Below are 15,441 nucleotides of genomic sequence, written 5' to 3'. Positions count from 1 at the left end.
GGTCATGCTCCCGTGGTGGTGTCGGCAAGAAGAGGGGTGGCGCCACCCGGACGGTGTGGCGGGCGGTGCAGGTCGCGGGTCCAGCTGAGGCGCACGCGGTCAGCCCCGTGGCTGTCCTGGAGGCGCACGAGATCCTGCGCCAGAGCGGCGTAGTCGAGGCCGATCGCCGGGTCGGCGCTCTGCAGCAGCCCGACGAACGAACGCAGGTGGTAGATCGCTTCGTCGAAGGATCCGGCTCCGACGATCGCCGTGAATCGCCGTACCACTCCCTCGTCGAGGGCAGCTGGATCCGTCCGACGCGCCAGCCGCCCTGCCGCCCTGCCCAGACTCGCTCCCCGGACGTGCATGGCCGTGGACTGGGACTGCTGGTGGATCGCGTAGAGCACGATGCTCGCGTGGGCGGCGCGCTCGCTCCGGCTGGGCACCGGGTCTCGGCCCAGCAAGTCCTCGGCGAGGAAGCCGATGGTCGCGGGCAGGGCGGCCGGGTCGGCGGTCACGTCCTCCGGTCGGGCTCGGCGCAGCTGGGCGAGCAGCCCCCGCGCTCGGGCTTCGTCCGCCTGGGACCGTCGCCCGAGGAAGGCTGCCTGCAGCTGGGCGATGTGGTCCCCGACCGCGCGTCCGAGACGTTCGCTCGGTGATCGTGGTGGGCTCGTGGGGGTATCGACTGAGTGCTGTGTCGTCACGACGTCTCTCCTTCGGGGCGTTCTGCGGTGGACGGGTAGGCCAGGGGCAGGGCCTTGCGCAAGGTGTGGTGCAGCCGGCTCAGGGCGGAGGCGGCATCGATGTGGTCGGCTCGTGACTCCGAGACCCGGACCGGCCGGCCGACGAGAGCCGGTCGACCGGCCGCCCGCACCATCCGCAGCGCCTCGTCGCCGATCAGTTGCCGGACCGTCTGCTCCCAGGCCGTGTGCCAGGAGCCGGGCTCGGTGGACGGTCCGAGGGCCCGCAGGGCTCGGCGGCAGGGCAGGTCGAGGAGGGTGTAGGCCGTCTCCCGGGCTGCCGTGCGGTGCACCTCGGCCTCGTTCTTGCCGTCTCCACCTGCGGCCTGAAACAGCAGCTCCGCGAACCAGCCCAGGGCTGACGCCGCACGATCGGCGGAGTGCACCGCGTCGATCGCCCGCTGCCGCAGCCCCGGATCGGCGAGGACGGCAGGGCGCAGGGTCAGCAGGTCGTCGATGAGGTCGACCACGGAGGAGTTCTTCGCCCCGTAGCTCATCCCGATCGCGTGCAGGCGCAGCGGGAAGTCATAGCCCAGGACCTCCTCCTTCGTCAACAGGCTCACCCACTCCTGCGTCTGCATGGACGCCACCTGCGAGCCAGCCGAGCCAGCCTCCAGGGTGGCGGGCAGGCCTCGCCACACGGCTCGGGCGGGCAGGTGGGCTCGCGGCACCGTCACCTGACGGCCGAACTTCTTGGCTTGTGCCTCGCTGTCTCGCCACACCGACATGGTCTCGACGCGCTGACGGTCCTGTAGCTCGATGCGGTCGCCGTTGCAGATCAGGGCATCGACCACGGCGCCGTCATCGACCTTGAGGCGGATCCGCCGCGAGGGCCAGGTCATGATGTCGGCGGGTCCCTGCGGCTGCCGCGGCCCGGCCTCCTCGGCCGCCCCGAGTGCAGGGCGCTCCCAGACGGGCCGGTCGTCGCGGTGGCTTGCCCGCACGACCAGGTTGAGCATGAGTGTCTCGAAGAGACTGCGGCCTTCCAGGACGAACAGCCCGAGCGAGCCGGCCCAGCCCGTGCCGATCGGATAGCCCTTACCTCCCATGACCCGCGGATCCCCTATCGCACCCGGCTTGATCCCGGACGGGTCGAAGGCCTGGCAGTGGACAAGCCAGCGGGCGGCCTCGCCCAGCGAGAGGGATCTCAGTCCGGCGCCTCCTCGCACCGTGAAGTGCGGAACACCGTACGGGTGCTCGCCGACCAGCTTGGCCAGCCCCGACCACCCCTCCTTGGCCGTCTGCAAGCCAGCCACTTGGCCGAAGGAAGCGACCGGATCGAGCAGATCGAACCGGTCCCGATACTTGTCGAGATAGGCCCGGACGTCGTCCATCGGAAGCGCCCCCGCGCGCCAGACGTCGTCCCAGGCGTCGACGGCGGCCTCGCTGTCCTCTCCCCCGGGGACCACCCGGTGAAGCACAGCCAGGAGGATCCGCAGCACTGCAGCGTCCTGCGTGGGCATCTCACCGGCGAGTGCGTCGAGCTGGGGAGCACGATCAAGCACCTCCAGCAGCGAGACCTCTTCCAGGTCACCGTCTGTCGTCCTCACCCGGATCCACGGCTTGTCCAGCAGGTTGAAGCTATCCTCGCTCACCTGCACTCCTCTCCTTTGCGACACGTGTGATGGTCAGCCCCAGGTCAGGGGCGTAGTGCAACTCCTGTCCGGCAAGGGTTGTGCGGCCATGCTCGTCGAGGCGCAGGACCAGCTGCCCAACGAGGTAGGGGCTCTGCTGCCAGCCGGGCAGCGCGTCGCGCTCAAGCTCCTCGAGCACCGCGTCCCGGCTGAGCCAGGAGGGCAGGCGCAGCGTGCACTCGGCCAGTGCTGCCGCGATGTCAGGGTCGGGAGGGCTGTCGAAGGGGATCTCCCGCCCTGCGAGGTCGTCGAGGTGCGCCAATGGCTCGATGCGTGGGCCGACCTCGCGGATCACGACGACCTCGAAGCTGTCCTCGCCGTCGCGAACGCTGGCCGACAGGATCGCATCGTCGTCCGGCTCGGTGCTCTGGCCCCACGTCCTCAGATCGGACTCGAACCAGGGGTCCGGCAGCCGGTAGCTGTCGGCTCGGCTCTTGGCCTCCGCGTCCTTCCTCGCGTCGGCGGCACGGCCTCGCTCCCACAGCGGCCGCCAGGCCTCGGGGATGTCGGGCTCCACGTAGGCCGCGTGGACCATCCCCGGCACATCGGCCGGGATCTCCACCCGTGCTCCTGCCAGTGGCCCGCGCAGCACCGCGAGGCTCTCCAGCAGCGGCGCGTTCCCATAGACCTTGACGCCGCCCCCCTCCAAGCAAGGAGCGTCGGAGTCCCACCCTTCCACGGCGTCGACCAGCAGCTCCGGCTCGCGCAGCCGTGCCGGACGTCCGGGGTCTCGATGCCGGTGGCGGTGCAGGCGCCCCAGTCTCTGGACGAGCAGGTCGACGGGGGCGAGGTCGCTGATCATCACGTCCGCGTCGATGTCCAAGGACTGCTCAATCACCTGCGTGGCGACCACGACCAGCCGGTGCGGCCGGTCGGCGCGGGGCCCTAGCAGGCCCATCAGGTCGTTCTCGCGGTCCAGGCGGTCCCGGGCGATGAGGCGGCTGTGCAGGAGGACCACCTCATCGCCATACTCCTCGCGCAGCTCCTGATAGGTGTCCTGCGCGCGCTTGACGGTGTTACGGACCACGAAGGCCACGCCGCCGTCGCCCAGTCGCTCGCGCAGCTCGTCCGGCACCGACCTGACCAGGGGCTGGACCCCGACCGTCAGGGATCGCGCGGGGTCGCTCGGCGTCGAGAGCTGACGCCACTGCCCGTCCCAGCACACGGCTCGAGGGTATGCGGGCTCCAGCTCACGCGGACCGACGGGGTTCTCCCCGACCCTCGGCCGGGCGCCTCGCTCGTAGGCGCCCCCCAACTCCTCGATGATGGTGCGCGGCAGGGTCGCCGACATCAGGATGGTCGGCACCTCGTGGTGGCCCAGCCAGGCGAGCAGTGCTCGCAGATAGATGCGCATGACCCTGTCGGCAGCGTGGACCTCGTCGATGATCACGACCTTGCCCGCCAGGCCCGTATGACGCAGCGCCACGTGCTTGGACCGGGTCGCTGCCACCAGCGCCTGGTCGACGGTCCCGACGACGAAGGAGGCGAGGACCCCCTTGCGCCGACCGGTCAGCCAGCTCGCGACACGCGCATGGACGTAGTCACGGCTCGCGTCAGGTCGACCGCCCGCGGGCAGGTCGTCGTCGTAGACCGCCCGCGGGCGCCCTCGAGCGCGCAGGTCTGCGAAGTCCCCGTTGAGCTCGGCCTTGCTGTGCGCGAGATAGACGCTGCCCAGCTCCGGCACGGCGCCAGCCTCCATCCAGTCCAGGACGCGGCCGAACATGCTGTTGGAGGTGGCCATCGTGGGCAACCCCACGAAGACCCCACCACTCCCGTACTTCGCGGCCAGCACCTCGGCGGCCATGAGGGCGGCCTCCGTCTTTCCCGATCCTGTGGGGGCCTCGATGATCAACAACGGCGGACGGGAGACCTCGGCGGCGAGTGCCGTCACGGCCTGCTGGAACGTGTTCGGGTCAGCCTGGACCGAGGGGAAGCGTTCACGAAAGAGCCTCACCGCATCGGTGACGGTGCTCGGTCGCCAGGGCGACGGGAGGCGGAAGCGGGCCAACGCTGCGCGGGCTCGCTCGTCGCTGGAGCGACCGTCGCGGTAGGGGAAGACGTCGCTATCGCTCGCCAGCCAGTCGCACAGCACCACCAGCCCGACGAGGAGCGCCTGCACGCCGACCGGCCAGTCTCGGGAAAGCCACTCGTCCAGATGATCGTCGGCCCCGGTGGCCGCCGCCATGTGGTCCAGGAGCTCCTGGCGCGCCGCACCCCATGTCTCGTCCCCAAGGCCGTCCGAGTTGCTAGCCGCCAGGAACGCGTGGTTGTCGGCAGGGAAGCCGTGATGCGCCCCGGCGATCGCCGCCAGTCGCTGAGCCCTCCTTCGCCGGGGGCGATCCCACCCGTCGCCGAAGCGCGCCGTCAGCCAGCGTTCTATCGCTACCTGGCCGACAATCGCGTGCCGGGCAGACGCCTTTGCGTCCTTGGTCAAGGAGCTCATGTGAAAGCCCAGGCGGGTCGTCTCCCCGGGGAGGTCCACGAAGGCGTGGCCTGTCCCAGCGCTGAGCCGCTCCACGAACGCCGGGCTCATCTTGCCTGCGTCGTGCGTGCCCGCGAGCCACATGAGCAGTGCGCGGCCGGACGGGTCCTGTCGCCCTGGGTCGCTCGACGCGACCTCCCCGATCCGGCGCCTCACGGCGTCGGGCAACCACTCGTCCCACAGGAGCCGCGCAACGGCAGCTGCATCCTCCAGATGACGGAGCACCGTCATCGACTCACTCGTGGTCCGGTCCGTCTTGGCATACAACCTTCGCCACGACGGAACGTCCGCCCCACCTCCAATGCCTCGTTGCATCACACCTGAGATATTACCTCGCGCAAGTTGGGTCGACAAGGCCCGTACTCGAACCAGACGTGCGAGTACCTCCCCGCTGACGCGGGGCTGAGTGACGAGATCACCTCTCGCAAGGGATCATCTCCGCTGCCGCAGAGCTCGCCCACCTTGTCACGCCATCAGCCACCTGCTCTACTCTCGGCGGAATAAACGGTGACTTCGGTCACACGGCCCCCAAGGCCCCTGGGTCACGTCGGCGCAGGCCTCCTGCGAATACCTCACGGGCGGACCGGCATACGGCATCACCGCCGATTTGCACAACGCTGATGTTGCCTAAAACCGCAGGTCACGGGCGGGTTGCGAACCCCGGACCGGGTCGGGCGCGTGTCCTGCTCTGAGTAGGCTCGACGGGTAACCCAAAGGTCTGACCTCCGGAGATGTCATGGACAACCTGGACCTTGCGCGATGGCAGTTCGCCATCACCACCGTCTATCACTTCCTCTTCGTGCCGATCACCATCGGCCTGTCGGCGATCGTCGCCGGCTACCACACCGCCTGGGTGCGGACCCGCAAGCCCGAGTACCTGCGGCTCACCAAGTGGCTCGGCAAGCTCTTCACGATCAACTTCGCGCTCGGCCTGGTGACGGGCATCGTCCAGGAGTTCCAGTTCGGGATGAACTGGTCGGACTACTCGCGGTTCGTCGGCGACATCTTCGGCGCTCCGCTGGCGTTCGAGGCGCTGCTCGCGTTCTTCCTCGAGTCGACCTTCCTCGGCCTGTGGATCTTTGGCTGGGGCCGGATCCCGGAGCGGCTGCACGCGTGGACGATGTGGATCGTCCACATCGGCACCGTGCTGTCCGCCTACTTCATCCTCGCCGCCAACTCGTTCATGCAGAACCCCGTCGGCTACCGGTTCAACCCCGAGTCGGGGCGCGCCGAGATGGCCGACTTCGTCGCGGTGTTGGTCAACAAGGTCCAGCTCGTGACCTTCCCGCACGTGATCCTCAGCTCCTACATGACCGGCGGCGCCGTCGTCGTCGGCGTGGCGCTGTGGCACTACCTGCGGCGGGGCCCGATCGCCGACCGTGACCGCGAGATGTACCGCAAGGCCGTCCGCGTCGGCGCGGTCGTCTCCCTCGTCGCCTCGCTCGGCGTCGTCGTCACCGGCGACCTGCAGGGCAAGGTCATGACCGAGGTGCAGCCCATGAAGATGGCGGCCGCCGAAGGCCTCTACCACACGGAGAAGTCCGCGCCGTTCTCGATCCTGACGATCGGCTCCCTCGACGGGCAGAACGCCACCCGCGTCATCGAGGTCCCCGGCCTGCTCAGCTTCCTCGGGACCGGGTCGTTCGGCGGCGAGGTCAAGGGCATCCGCGACGTCCAGGCCGACTACCAGCAGAGGTATGCCGGAAACGCCCGCACGGCAGACAAGGCCACCAACTACGTGCCCAACATCCCGACGACCTACTGGACCTTCCGCCTGATGATGGGCGTCGGCTTCGTGTCGATGGCGCTCTCGGCGCTGGCGCTGTGGGCGACCCGCAAGGGCACGACCCCGCCGAGCGGCCGCTGGTGGCGGCACGTCGTGATCTGGAGCCCGCTGCTGCCGGTGTTCGCGATCTCGTTCGGCTGGATCTTCACCGAGGTGGGTCGCCAGCCGTGGATCGTCTTCGGCGAGATGACGACGGCCAACGGCGTCAGCCCGTCCGTGCCCGCCTGGTCCGTGCTCGTCTCGATGGCCGTCTACACCCTGCTGTATGCCGCGCTGATGGTCGTCGAGGTCAAGCTCTTCCTGAAGTACACCCGCGTCGGCGCGGAGCCGGCCGACACCGACACCCCGGCCGAGAGCGGCGAGGACAAGCCCCTCGTCTTCGCCTACTGAGGACGTTGGAGAGACACCATGGAACTCACCGTCATCTGGTTCATCCTCATCGCCGTCCTGTGGACCGGCTACTTCGTCCTCGAGGGCTTCGACTTCGGCGTCGGCATGCTCCTGCCGATCCTCGGCAAGGGCCGCGACGAGCTCGACACCGACAACCGCCGCCGCGTCCTGCTCAACACCATCGGCCCGCACTGGGACGGCAACGAGGTGTGGGTGCTCACGGCGGGCGGCGCCACCTTCGCGGCCTTCCCGCACTGGTACGCCACGCTGTTCTCCGGGTTCTACCTGCCGCTGCTGCTGATCCTGGTCGCCCTGATCATCCGCAACATGGGCTTCGAGTACCGCCACAAGCGCGACGACGACCAGTGGCGTCGCAACTGGGACCTGTGCATCATCGTCGGCTCGTTCCTGCCCGCGCTGCTGTGGGGCGTCGCGTTCGCCAACATCGTGGCGGGCGTCCCGATCAACGCCGACAAGGAGTACACCGGCAACCTGTTCACCCTGCTCAACCCGCTCGGGCTGCTCGGCGGCGTGACCACCTTGCTGCTCTTCCTCACCCACGGTGCGGTCTTCGTCGCGCTCAAGACGAGCGGCGAGATCCGTGAGGAGGCACGGGCCCTCGCCTGGAAGGTCGGCATCGCCGCGGCCGTCGTCGCCGTCGTCTTCCTCGTCTGGGTGATGATGCTCACCGGCAACACCGGCTCGTGGATCCTCGCGGTCCTCGCCGCCGTAGCGCTCGTCGTGGGCCTGCTCATGACGCGCCTCGGCCGGGACGGGGTGGCCTTCACCGGCACCGCCGCCGCGATCGCGCTCGCCGTGTGGGCGCTGTTCACCGCGCTGTTCCCCGACGTGATGCCCTCCTCGACCAACCCGGCCTGGAGCCTCACCCACGAGAACGCCGCCAGCACCGACCTGACGCTCAAGATCATGACGGGCGCCGCCGTGGTCTTCACGCCGATCGTGCTCGCCTACACCGCGTGGACCTACTGGATCTTCCGCAAGCGCATCTCCACCCACCACATCCCACCGGCGCACGAGCCGCGCGAGGTGGGCGAGCTGGAGGCCGAGCACGTGGCGGCAGGCGAGGTCGGCGGAGCGCACCGCGACCACTGAGTCCGCCGGGTCCGCCGGGTCCGCCGGGTCCGCCCGCACCTCCCGATGATCGTGAGGGTTTCGTCCAACGATGTTGGGCGAGACCCTCACGATCGTTGTGGGGGATGAGACGACGAGGAGCACGACCACGTGAAGCCGTTCGACGCCCGCCTGCTGCGGCTGCTGCCCGGTGCCCGCCGACCCGTCCTGGCCCTCGGCGCCATCGGGGTGGCGCAGGGCGTCGCGGCCATCGTGCAGGCCTTCGCCGTGGCGGCGGTCGTGGTGGCGGTGGCACGGCATACGGCCCTGTGGGGACCCCTCGGGCTCCTGGCCGCCGTGCTCGTGGTGCGCGCCCTGCTCACCGGCGCGACCGAGCTCGTCTCGTCCTGGGCCGGCACCGAGGTCAGCGCCGGCCTGCGCACGCTGCTGCTGCGCACGTGGCTGGCCCGGTCCGCCGACCAGCGACCCGAGCCGGCCGCGGCCCAGACCCTCGCCACCCAGGGGGCGACCAGCGTCGAGACGTATGTCGCGCGCTACCTGCCCGCACTCGTGGCCGCCGCCGTGCTGCCGGTGCTGGCCGTCGTGACGCTGGCGTTCGTGGACCTGTGGTCGGCGCTGATCGTGGTGCTGACGCTGCCGCTGCTGCCGGTCTTCGCCGCGCTGATCGGCAAGGCGACCGCCGACGCCTCGGACCGGCGGTGGCGCGCGATGGCCGCCCTCGCGGGGCACTTCCTGGACATGATGCGCGGGCTGCCGACGCTCTCGGCATACGGCCGGGCGAGCCGCCAGAGCGCGACGATCCGCGAGGTCTCGCAGCGGCACCGGACCGCGACCGTGGCGACGCTGAAGTTGGCCTTCCTGTCGTCGGCGGCGCTGGAGCTGCTCGCCACGATCTCGGTCGCGCTGGTGGCCGTGTCCGTCGGGATCCGCCTGACCTGGGGCTCGATCGAGCTGGGGCCGGGGCTTGCGGCGATCCTGCTGGCGCCCGAGGCCTACTGGCCGATCCGGCGGGTGGGGCAGGAGTTCCACGCGGCCGCGGACGGGGCGCGGGCGCTCGACGACATCCTGACGGCGACGACCCCCACTCCCACCCCCACCCCCGCCGACTGGTCACCTACCGACACCCCCACCCCCACCGACCGGTCAGATGCCGACACCCCAACCCGTCCGGAGATGACCAGTCGGCGAGGGTGGGAGGCACGGCTGGAGGACGTCGCCTATCGCTACCCCGGGACCGGCCGCGACGTGCTCCGCGACCTCACCCTGCGCGTCCCCCGCGGCCTGACGGTGGTGACCGGCCCGTCCGGCACGGGCAAGACCACGGCCCTCGAGCTGCTCTGCGGGCTGCGCGAACCCACCACCGGCCAGGCCTCCCCCATCGCCTCGCACCTCGTGACCCAGCGCCCGTTCCTGACCGCCGGCTCGATCCGCAGCAACCTCACCCTCGCCGGCGACGCGACCGACCACCGTCTGTGGTCGGCGCTGCGGCAGGTCGGCCTGGAGGACCTGGTGCGCCGGCTGCCGGACGGGCTCGGGACGCCGCTGGGGGACGACGGGTTCGGGCTGTCGGCGGGGCAGCGCGCCCGCCTCGGGGTGGCGCGGGCCCTGCTCTCGTCGGCGCCGCTCGTCGCGCTCGACGAACCCACCGCCCACCTCGACCCCACGTCCACCGCCCTGATCGACGACGTCGTGCTCTCGCTCGCGCGCGACCGGGCGGTCGTCGTCGTCACGCACCGCCCCAGTCTCGTCGCGCACGCCGACCAGCACGTCACCCTCTCCCCCGTCGCCCAGGAGGTCGCTCGATGAGCTCGGTATGGCGAACGCCCCCCGGCATCCGGGGCTCCGCGATCATCGGCGGGCTGGCCACCGCCAGCGGGATCGCGCTCACCACGACCTCCGGCTGGCTGATCGTCGCCGCCTCCCACCGGCCGCAGATCCTCGAGCTGATGGCGGCGATCGTGGCGGTGCGGGCGTTCGGGATGGCGCGGCCGGTGTTCCGCTACTGGGAGCGGGTGCGGTCGCACGACGCCGCGCTGGGCGACCTGGCGGAGCAGCGGGTCGCGGCCTACGACGCGCTCGTGCCGCTCACACCCGCCAGGCTCGGGCGGCGCTCGCGCAGCGAGGTCCTGGGCGGCGCGGTCGACGACCTCGAGGACCGCGTGTATGCCGAGATCCGCGTCGTCGTCCCCGTGCTCGGATCCCTCGTCGCGGGGCTGCTGACGGTGCTGGCGACGGCGCTGTTCAGCTATGTCGGGGCGGTGATCGTCGCCGCCGTGCTCGTGGCGTGCGGGCTCGTGGCGTGGCTGGTCCTCGCGAGCGAGCGCGCGGCGCAACGGGACTGGCTCGACGCCCGCGCCGAGGTGACCCGCGTCGCCGGCCTGGTCACCGCGAATGCGCTGGAGCTGCAGGCGATCGGGGCGACCTCCGCGTCGGGCGTGTGGATCCAGGACGCGCAGGCCCGGCTGGCCGCGGCCAACGCCCGGCGGGCGCGGGGACGAGCCCTCGGCATGGCACTCACCGGGATCGCTTGCGGCGCGGGCACGGTCGCGATGGCGGTGCACGCGCACGGGCTGGTGGCGGGCGGGTTCAACGACGCCATCGCGGCCCTGCTCGTGCTGACCCCCGTGGCGGCGGCCGATGCGTTCACGCCGTTGCCGGACGCCATGGGCGCCTGGGCCCGCGCCGAGGGGAGCCGGGTCCGCCTCGACCGCCTCCTCGCCCAGGACGCGCCCCTCGGAGTGCACGGATCCGTCGAGGCGCCAGGGGATTCCGGCATACCGCCGCGGTTGGCTCTGGACGAGGTGACGGCGCGCTGGACGGCGGACCGCGACGCCGTCGGGCCCGTCACCGCCGCCATCGAGCCCGGCGAGTCCGTGGTGATCACCGGCCCCAACGGCGCCGGCAAGTCCACGCTGCTCGCCGTGCTCGCGACCCACCTCGACCCGGCGTCGGGGAGCTATCGCCTCGACGGCCTCGACAGCCGGTCCGCGTCCGTCGAGTCGCTGCGCGCGCGGGTTGCGGTGCTGGACGACGAGCCGCACGTCTTTGCGTCGACCGTGCGCGAGAACCTCCGTCTCGCCCGCCCGTCCGCCACGGACGACGAGGTGACCGCGGCGCTGGAGCGCGCCGGGCTCGGCGGGTGGCTGCGCGGGCTGCCCGAGGGGCTCGACACGATGCTCGGCACCGGCCACCGCGGCGTCTCGGGCGGCGAACGTGCCCGCCTCGGGCTGGCTCGGGCGGTCCTCTCGGGGCGGCCCGTGATGCTGCTCGACGAACCCGTCGCCCACCTCGACCACGCCACCGCCACCGAGGTGCTCGACGACCTGCTCGCCGCGCGCGAGGGGCGGACGCTGGTGATGGTGAGCCACCGCGAGGACGCCGTGGCGGGGTTCGGGCGCGAGCTCCGACTCGGTTGATCCCGCGCACGTCCCCCCGCGCACGTCCCCCCGCCCCCGCCCCCGCCACGATCGTGAGCGTCTCGTCCAAGAATGCTGGAAGGAACCCTCACGATCGGGGTCATTGTGCGGGGGTGCGGGGTGGGGGGTCAGGGCGCGAGAGGGCGGAGCGCACGGCCGCCTCGATGGCCGCGTCGCCTGCCCCCGCCGCGCGCGCCGTCGCCACGAAACCCAGCGCCAGCTCGTCCACCCCGGGCCCCGAGTCGGCCACGGCCAGCGACGAGCGAGCGAGCTCGGCGGCACCCGCGGCGATCGTCGTCCCGGCGCGGCGGGCCGTCCGCACGATCCCGGACGCCTCCAGCTCCTTGTAGGTCCGCGCCACCGTCCCCGCCGCCACCCCGAGGTCGGCGGCCAGCTGCCGCACGGGCGGCATCCGCGCCCCTTCGGTCACGACACCGGTCGCCACGTGCACCAGCACCTGGCGCCGCAGCTGCTCGTAGGGCGGCGTGGGGTCGCCCGCGTCGACCCGCAGACCCACGCTCATGCCGACACCCCGGTGACAGGACGCGCCACCAGCGAGACCCGGTGCGGGGCAAGGACCCTCACGAGGCTCCACAGGGTCAGCACCGTCACAACCGCGGCGAGACCACCGACGACGGTCCCGGATGCGCCGAAGGGGTTGCTCGCGCACATCCCGTCCCCGGCGTGGGCCAGACGCATCCAGGAGGTCAGCAGGGCCGGCCCCGCCAGCGCCCCGGAGGCCAGCCCGGCGCCGGCGACCAGCGCCCCGGCGGACCACCGCCGGAGCGCGTCGTCCGCCCGCACCAGGTCGGCGTCGCTGCCGTCGCGCGGACGCCCCGCGACGAGGCGCAGACCCCAGGCCGTGGCGGCGAGACCGACGAGCCAGACCAGCAGCGCCGGGGCGAGGTAGAACGAGCCGAACCACGGGCTCGAGCCCCCGCTCGCGGCCCAGCCCTCGGGCGTCGTGCAGGCATAGGTCAGCTGCCGCCCGTCGGCCCCCTGCAGGCGCAGGCCGATGATCACGGCCGCCAGCAGGGCAAGCGCCAGGATCCCGGACACCACCGCCTGGCCGCGCGGCACGTAGTCCCTCACCCGCCGGTGCTCGAGCCCCGCGGCGGGGCCCGTCGCCATACGGCCGATGGAGAGCTGACCGAGGACCAGGGTGAGCAGGCCGACGACCACCCCGGCCAACGGTGCCGTTGCGATCAGCCGACCGCGGCCCGTGGCGGCGAGCCCCACCACCGCCAGCAGCCCGAGCAGTACGGCCAGGAGGCGAGAACGTCGGACGAGAGCCTGAGCACGCAGGAGACGTCCGAGATGGTCGTCGACGACCACCGGGCGCCCGCCGAGGCTGAGGACCAGCGCGGCCACGAGGCAGGCGCCGACCAGCACGACGACCACGAGGGACAAGGGATAGAGAGCCAGCATGACGACCTCCTGCTTGTGCCAGATGTTTGACACAAAGAACTGTGCGCCTGCCACGCCTTTGTGTCAATAGGGCAGCACAAACAACCGCGAGATACTGGTAGGCATGGCCGACTACCGCATCTGCGTCATCTGCTCGGGCAACATCTGCCGCTCCCCCATGGGCGAGGTGATCCTGCGCCACCTGCTCGACGAGGCCGGGCTGGGTGACCGTGTCGAGGTCGACTCGGCGGGCACCGGCGGCTGGCACGAGGGTGACGGCGCCGACCCGCGCACCCTCACCTCGCTGACCAGCGGCGGGTATGACGGCTCCGCCCACCGCGCTCGCCAGTGGCAGCAAGCCTGGTACGCCGACCGCGACCTCGTCCTCGTCGCCGACCGCGGGCACGAGCGCGAGCTGCAGCGGCACGCCCCGACCGAGCAGGACCGCGACAAGGTCCGGTTGATGCGGGAGTTCGACGACGACGCCGTGGCAGCGGGGACGCTGGAGGTCGACGACCCGTACTACGGCGACGCGGCGGACTTCGACCGGTGCCGGGACGAGGTCGAGGCGGCGATGCGCGGCGTCGTGGAGCACGTGCGCGAGCAGCTCGACGCGTGAGCCACGCGAGCGGGAGGGCGCGGCGCCATACGGGCGGCAACTGACTGACAAGCCGCAGTCCCTCTGCTGGACTGGACCCTGCGCCACCGTCCACGCCGCCCGACCAGCCGACCGAGGAGCACCCATGTCCGTCCGCGAGACCCCCTGGCCGCTCGGCACGCCCTGCTGGCCGGACCTGATGTGCGACGACCCGAGGGCGGCGGCACGGACCTACGCGACGCTGTTCGGGTGGGAGGTCGAGGAGGGGCCCGACGCCTACCTGCTGATGCTGCGCGACGGCTTGCGGGTCGCCGGGATCGGCCCCAAGCCGCCGACCGCGCCGTGGCCGGCGGTGTGGACGACCTATCTCGCCGTCGACGACACCGACCGTGTCGCCACCCTCGAGCAGGAGCAGGGTGCCGAGCAGCTGCTGCGGCCCACCGACATCCCCGGCCTGGCGCGGATCGCGCTGCTGGTCGACCCCACGGGCGCCCATCACGGCCTGTGGCAGGCCGCGCCGGGGGTCGGCGCCGAGCGCTACAACGAGCACGGGTCGCTCGTCTGGAACGAGCTCATGGTCCGCGACCACGAGGAGGCGATGGGCTTCTACGGCGAGGTCTTCGGCCACTCCTACGAGGTGATCGAGGAGGACGACGAGTCGTTCGCCTACGCCCAGGTCGTCACCGCCGACGGGCGGCTGGTGTGCGGGCTGGGGCGCATCGGCGACGAGTACGGCGATCAGTTCCGCCCCCACTGGATGACCTACTTCCTGAGCGACGTGCCGACCGCCACGGTCTCCGCGGTCCAGCGCCTCGGCGGGCGGGTGCTGATGGACGTCGTCGAAGGGCCGTTCGGGCAGCTGGCGGTGCTGGAGGGTCCGCAGGGCGAGGTGTTCAGCGTCATCCGACCGGACCACGTCGACGAGGACTGAGGCGCCCACCCGGCCCGATAGTGCGGCCGACCGGCGGCCGGTCCCGTCCGAACTGGCTAGGGTCGGGGCCATGGATGCAGCGCAGCGCCTCGAGGCCCTCACGGCCGCCGTCGACGCCATCTCCGCCAACGGGGCCAACCTCGCCGCCGAGGTCGACTGCCCCACCTGCCCCCACTGGACGGTCGAGGACCTGGTCGACCACCTGGGGCGGGTGCACCTGTGGGCCGCCGAGGCCACGCGGGGCACCGAGCGCCCATCGATGGGCGAGCGGGAGCAGGGGGACCTGACCCTGGGCGAGTGGTATGCCGACTGCGGCCGCCGGCTGGTGGACCGGCTGCGCGAGGTCGACCCCGCCGCCGAGTGCTGGACCTTCGACGGGGACGACCGCACGGTGGGCTTCTGGATCCGGCGGCAGCTGCACGAGACGACGATCCACTGGGTCGACCTGGCGCGCGCGCACGGCATCGAGGCGGACATCAGCGACGCCGTGGCCGACGACGGGGTCGACGAGCTGCTGCACCTCTTCGTGCCGCGACGGGTCGAGGAGCCGCAGACCGCGCTGCCCCTGCCCCTGCAGATCCGGGCCACCGACACGGGCTCCGTGTGGTGGGTGCAGGAGTCGGACGGGGTCGTGTCGGCGGGGCGCGGCGAGGAGGGCGAGTCGGTCGCCGAGATCCGCGGCGAGGCGGTGGAGCTCTATCTCGCGCTGTGGGGCCGCACCAGCCGTGAGGCCCTGCACGTCGACGGGGAGGCCGCCCCGGCACGCGGCTTCCTGAAGCAGCAGCTCTGCCCCTGATCGGGCCGGTCTGTCAGCGGCGACGGCGCACCCGCGTCTCGTCCCACACGGGCGATGCCCCTACCCCCGGCGGGGGCATCAGCCTGGGGGACGAAGGCCGGTCGATGCCCCTACCCCCGGCGGGATCATCAGCCTGGAGGACGAAGGCCGGTCGATGCCCTTACCCCCGGTAGGTCAGGGGGATCACCCA

12 protein-coding genes are annotated in these 15,441 nt (G+C 71.8%); 7 read left to right on the top strand and 5 right to left on the bottom strand.

The genetic code is table 11. The features are described from left to right. Positions 1-2 precede the first annotated feature (2 nt). The 3 genes from casB to cas3 are packed head-to-tail and all read right to left on the bottom strand — an operon-like array spanning position 3 to position 5,150. Positions 3-683 carry a type I-E CRISPR-associated protein Cse2/CasB gene (gene casB / locus ACF3NS_RS04735; RefSeq protein ID WP_392468139.1) on the bottom strand — a complete coding sequence of 227 codons (681 nt, stop codon included), beginning with the start codon at positions 681-683 and terminating at the stop codon, positions 3-5. Then, positions 680-2,314: a type I-E CRISPR-associated protein Cse1/CasA gene (gene casA, locus ACF3NS_RS04730; protein ID WP_392468136.1), complete on the bottom strand. Its 1,635-nt coding sequence runs from the start codon at positions 2,312-2,314 to the stop codon at positions 680-682. Before casA ends, casB begins: the two co-directional genes overlap by 4 nt. Then, positions 2,301-5,150: a CRISPR-associated helicase Cas3' gene (gene cas3, locus ACF3NS_RS04725; RefSeq protein ID WP_392468134.1), complete on the bottom strand. Its 2,850-nt coding sequence runs from the start codon at positions 5,148-5,150 to the stop codon at positions 2,301-2,303. Before cas3 ends, casA begins: the two co-directional genes overlap by 14 nt. Before the next feature lie 421 nt (positions 5,151-5,571). On the opposite strand from cas3, the gene ACF3NS_RS04720 reads away from it, so the two are divergent. The 4 genes from ACF3NS_RS04720 to cydC all read left to right on the top strand — a co-directional run bounded on the left by ACF3NS_RS04720 (position 5,572) and on the right by cydC (position 11,519). Continuing rightward, positions 5,572-7,011, top strand: coding sequence for a cytochrome ubiquinol oxidase subunit I (locus ACF3NS_RS04720; protein ID WP_392468132.1), 1,440 nt, complete (start codon positions 5,572-5,574; stop codon positions 7,009-7,011). A gap of 18 nt (positions 7,012-7,029) precedes the next feature. After that, positions 7,030-8,124 (top strand): cytochrome d ubiquinol oxidase subunit II, encoded by a 1,095-nt coding sequence (gene cydB / locus ACF3NS_RS04715; RefSeq protein WP_392468129.1) that lies wholly within the window; start codon positions 7,030-7,032, stop codon positions 8,122-8,124. A gap of 129 nt (positions 8,125-8,253) precedes the next feature. Beyond that, on the top strand, positions 8,254-9,909 hold the full coding sequence (cydD, locus tag ACF3NS_RS04710; protein WP_392468126.1) for a thiol reductant ABC exporter subunit CydD: 1,656 nt from the start codon (positions 8,254-8,256) through the stop codon (positions 9,907-9,909). After that, on the top strand, positions 9,906-11,519 hold the full coding sequence (cydC, locus tag ACF3NS_RS04705) for a thiol reductant ABC exporter subunit CydC (RefSeq protein ID WP_392468123.1): 1,614 nt from the start codon (positions 9,906-9,908) through the stop codon (positions 11,517-11,519). Before cydD ends, cydC begins: the two co-directional genes overlap by 4 nt. Positions 11,520-11,619: 100 nt before the next feature. On the opposite strand, the gene ACF3NS_RS04700 is transcribed toward cydC, so the two are convergent. Together ACF3NS_RS04700 and ACF3NS_RS04695 are read right to left on the bottom strand one after the other, a co-directional pair. Then, positions 11,620-12,042, bottom strand: a complete 423-nt coding sequence (locus tag ACF3NS_RS04700; RefSeq protein ID WP_392468120.1) for a GntR family transcriptional regulator — start codon at positions 12,040-12,042, stop codon at positions 11,620-11,622. After that, positions 12,039-12,947 carry a hypothetical protein gene (locus ACF3NS_RS04695; protein WP_392468117.1) on the bottom strand — a complete coding sequence of 303 codons (909 nt, stop codon included), beginning with the start codon at positions 12,945-12,947 and terminating at the stop codon, positions 12,039-12,041. The genes ACF3NS_RS04700 and ACF3NS_RS04695 overlap by 4 nt, the downstream gene beginning before the upstream one ends. Before the next feature lie 103 nt (positions 12,948-13,050). On the opposite strand from ACF3NS_RS04695, the gene ACF3NS_RS04690 reads away from it, so the two are divergent. From ACF3NS_RS04690 to ACF3NS_RS04680, 3 genes are all read left to right on the top strand, one after another. Next, positions 13,051-13,545, top strand: coding sequence for a low molecular weight protein-tyrosine-phosphatase (locus ACF3NS_RS04690; RefSeq protein WP_154592441.1), 495 nt, complete (start codon positions 13,051-13,053; stop codon positions 13,543-13,545). A gap of 124 nt (positions 13,546-13,669) precedes the next feature. After that, on the top strand, positions 13,670-14,455 hold the full coding sequence (locus tag ACF3NS_RS04685; protein WP_288799878.1) for a VOC family protein: 786 nt from the start codon (positions 13,670-13,672) through the stop codon (positions 14,453-14,455). 70 nt (positions 14,456-14,525) lie between these two features. Next, a complete protein-coding gene (locus ACF3NS_RS04680; RefSeq protein WP_392468113.1) occupies positions 14,526-15,251 on the top strand; it encodes a maleylpyruvate isomerase family mycothiol-dependent enzyme in 726 nt (241 codons plus the stop codon). The last annotated feature ends 190 nt before the right edge of the window (positions 15,252-15,441 follow it).

The organism is Arsenicicoccus cauae (assembly GCF_043162025.1).
In the GTDB taxonomy this organism is placed as follows: Bacteria; Actinomycetota; Actinomycetes; order Actinomycetales; family Dermatophilaceae; genus Arsenicicoccus; species Arsenicicoccus cauae.
This window is presented reverse-complemented; position numbering and strand designations above follow the sequence as displayed.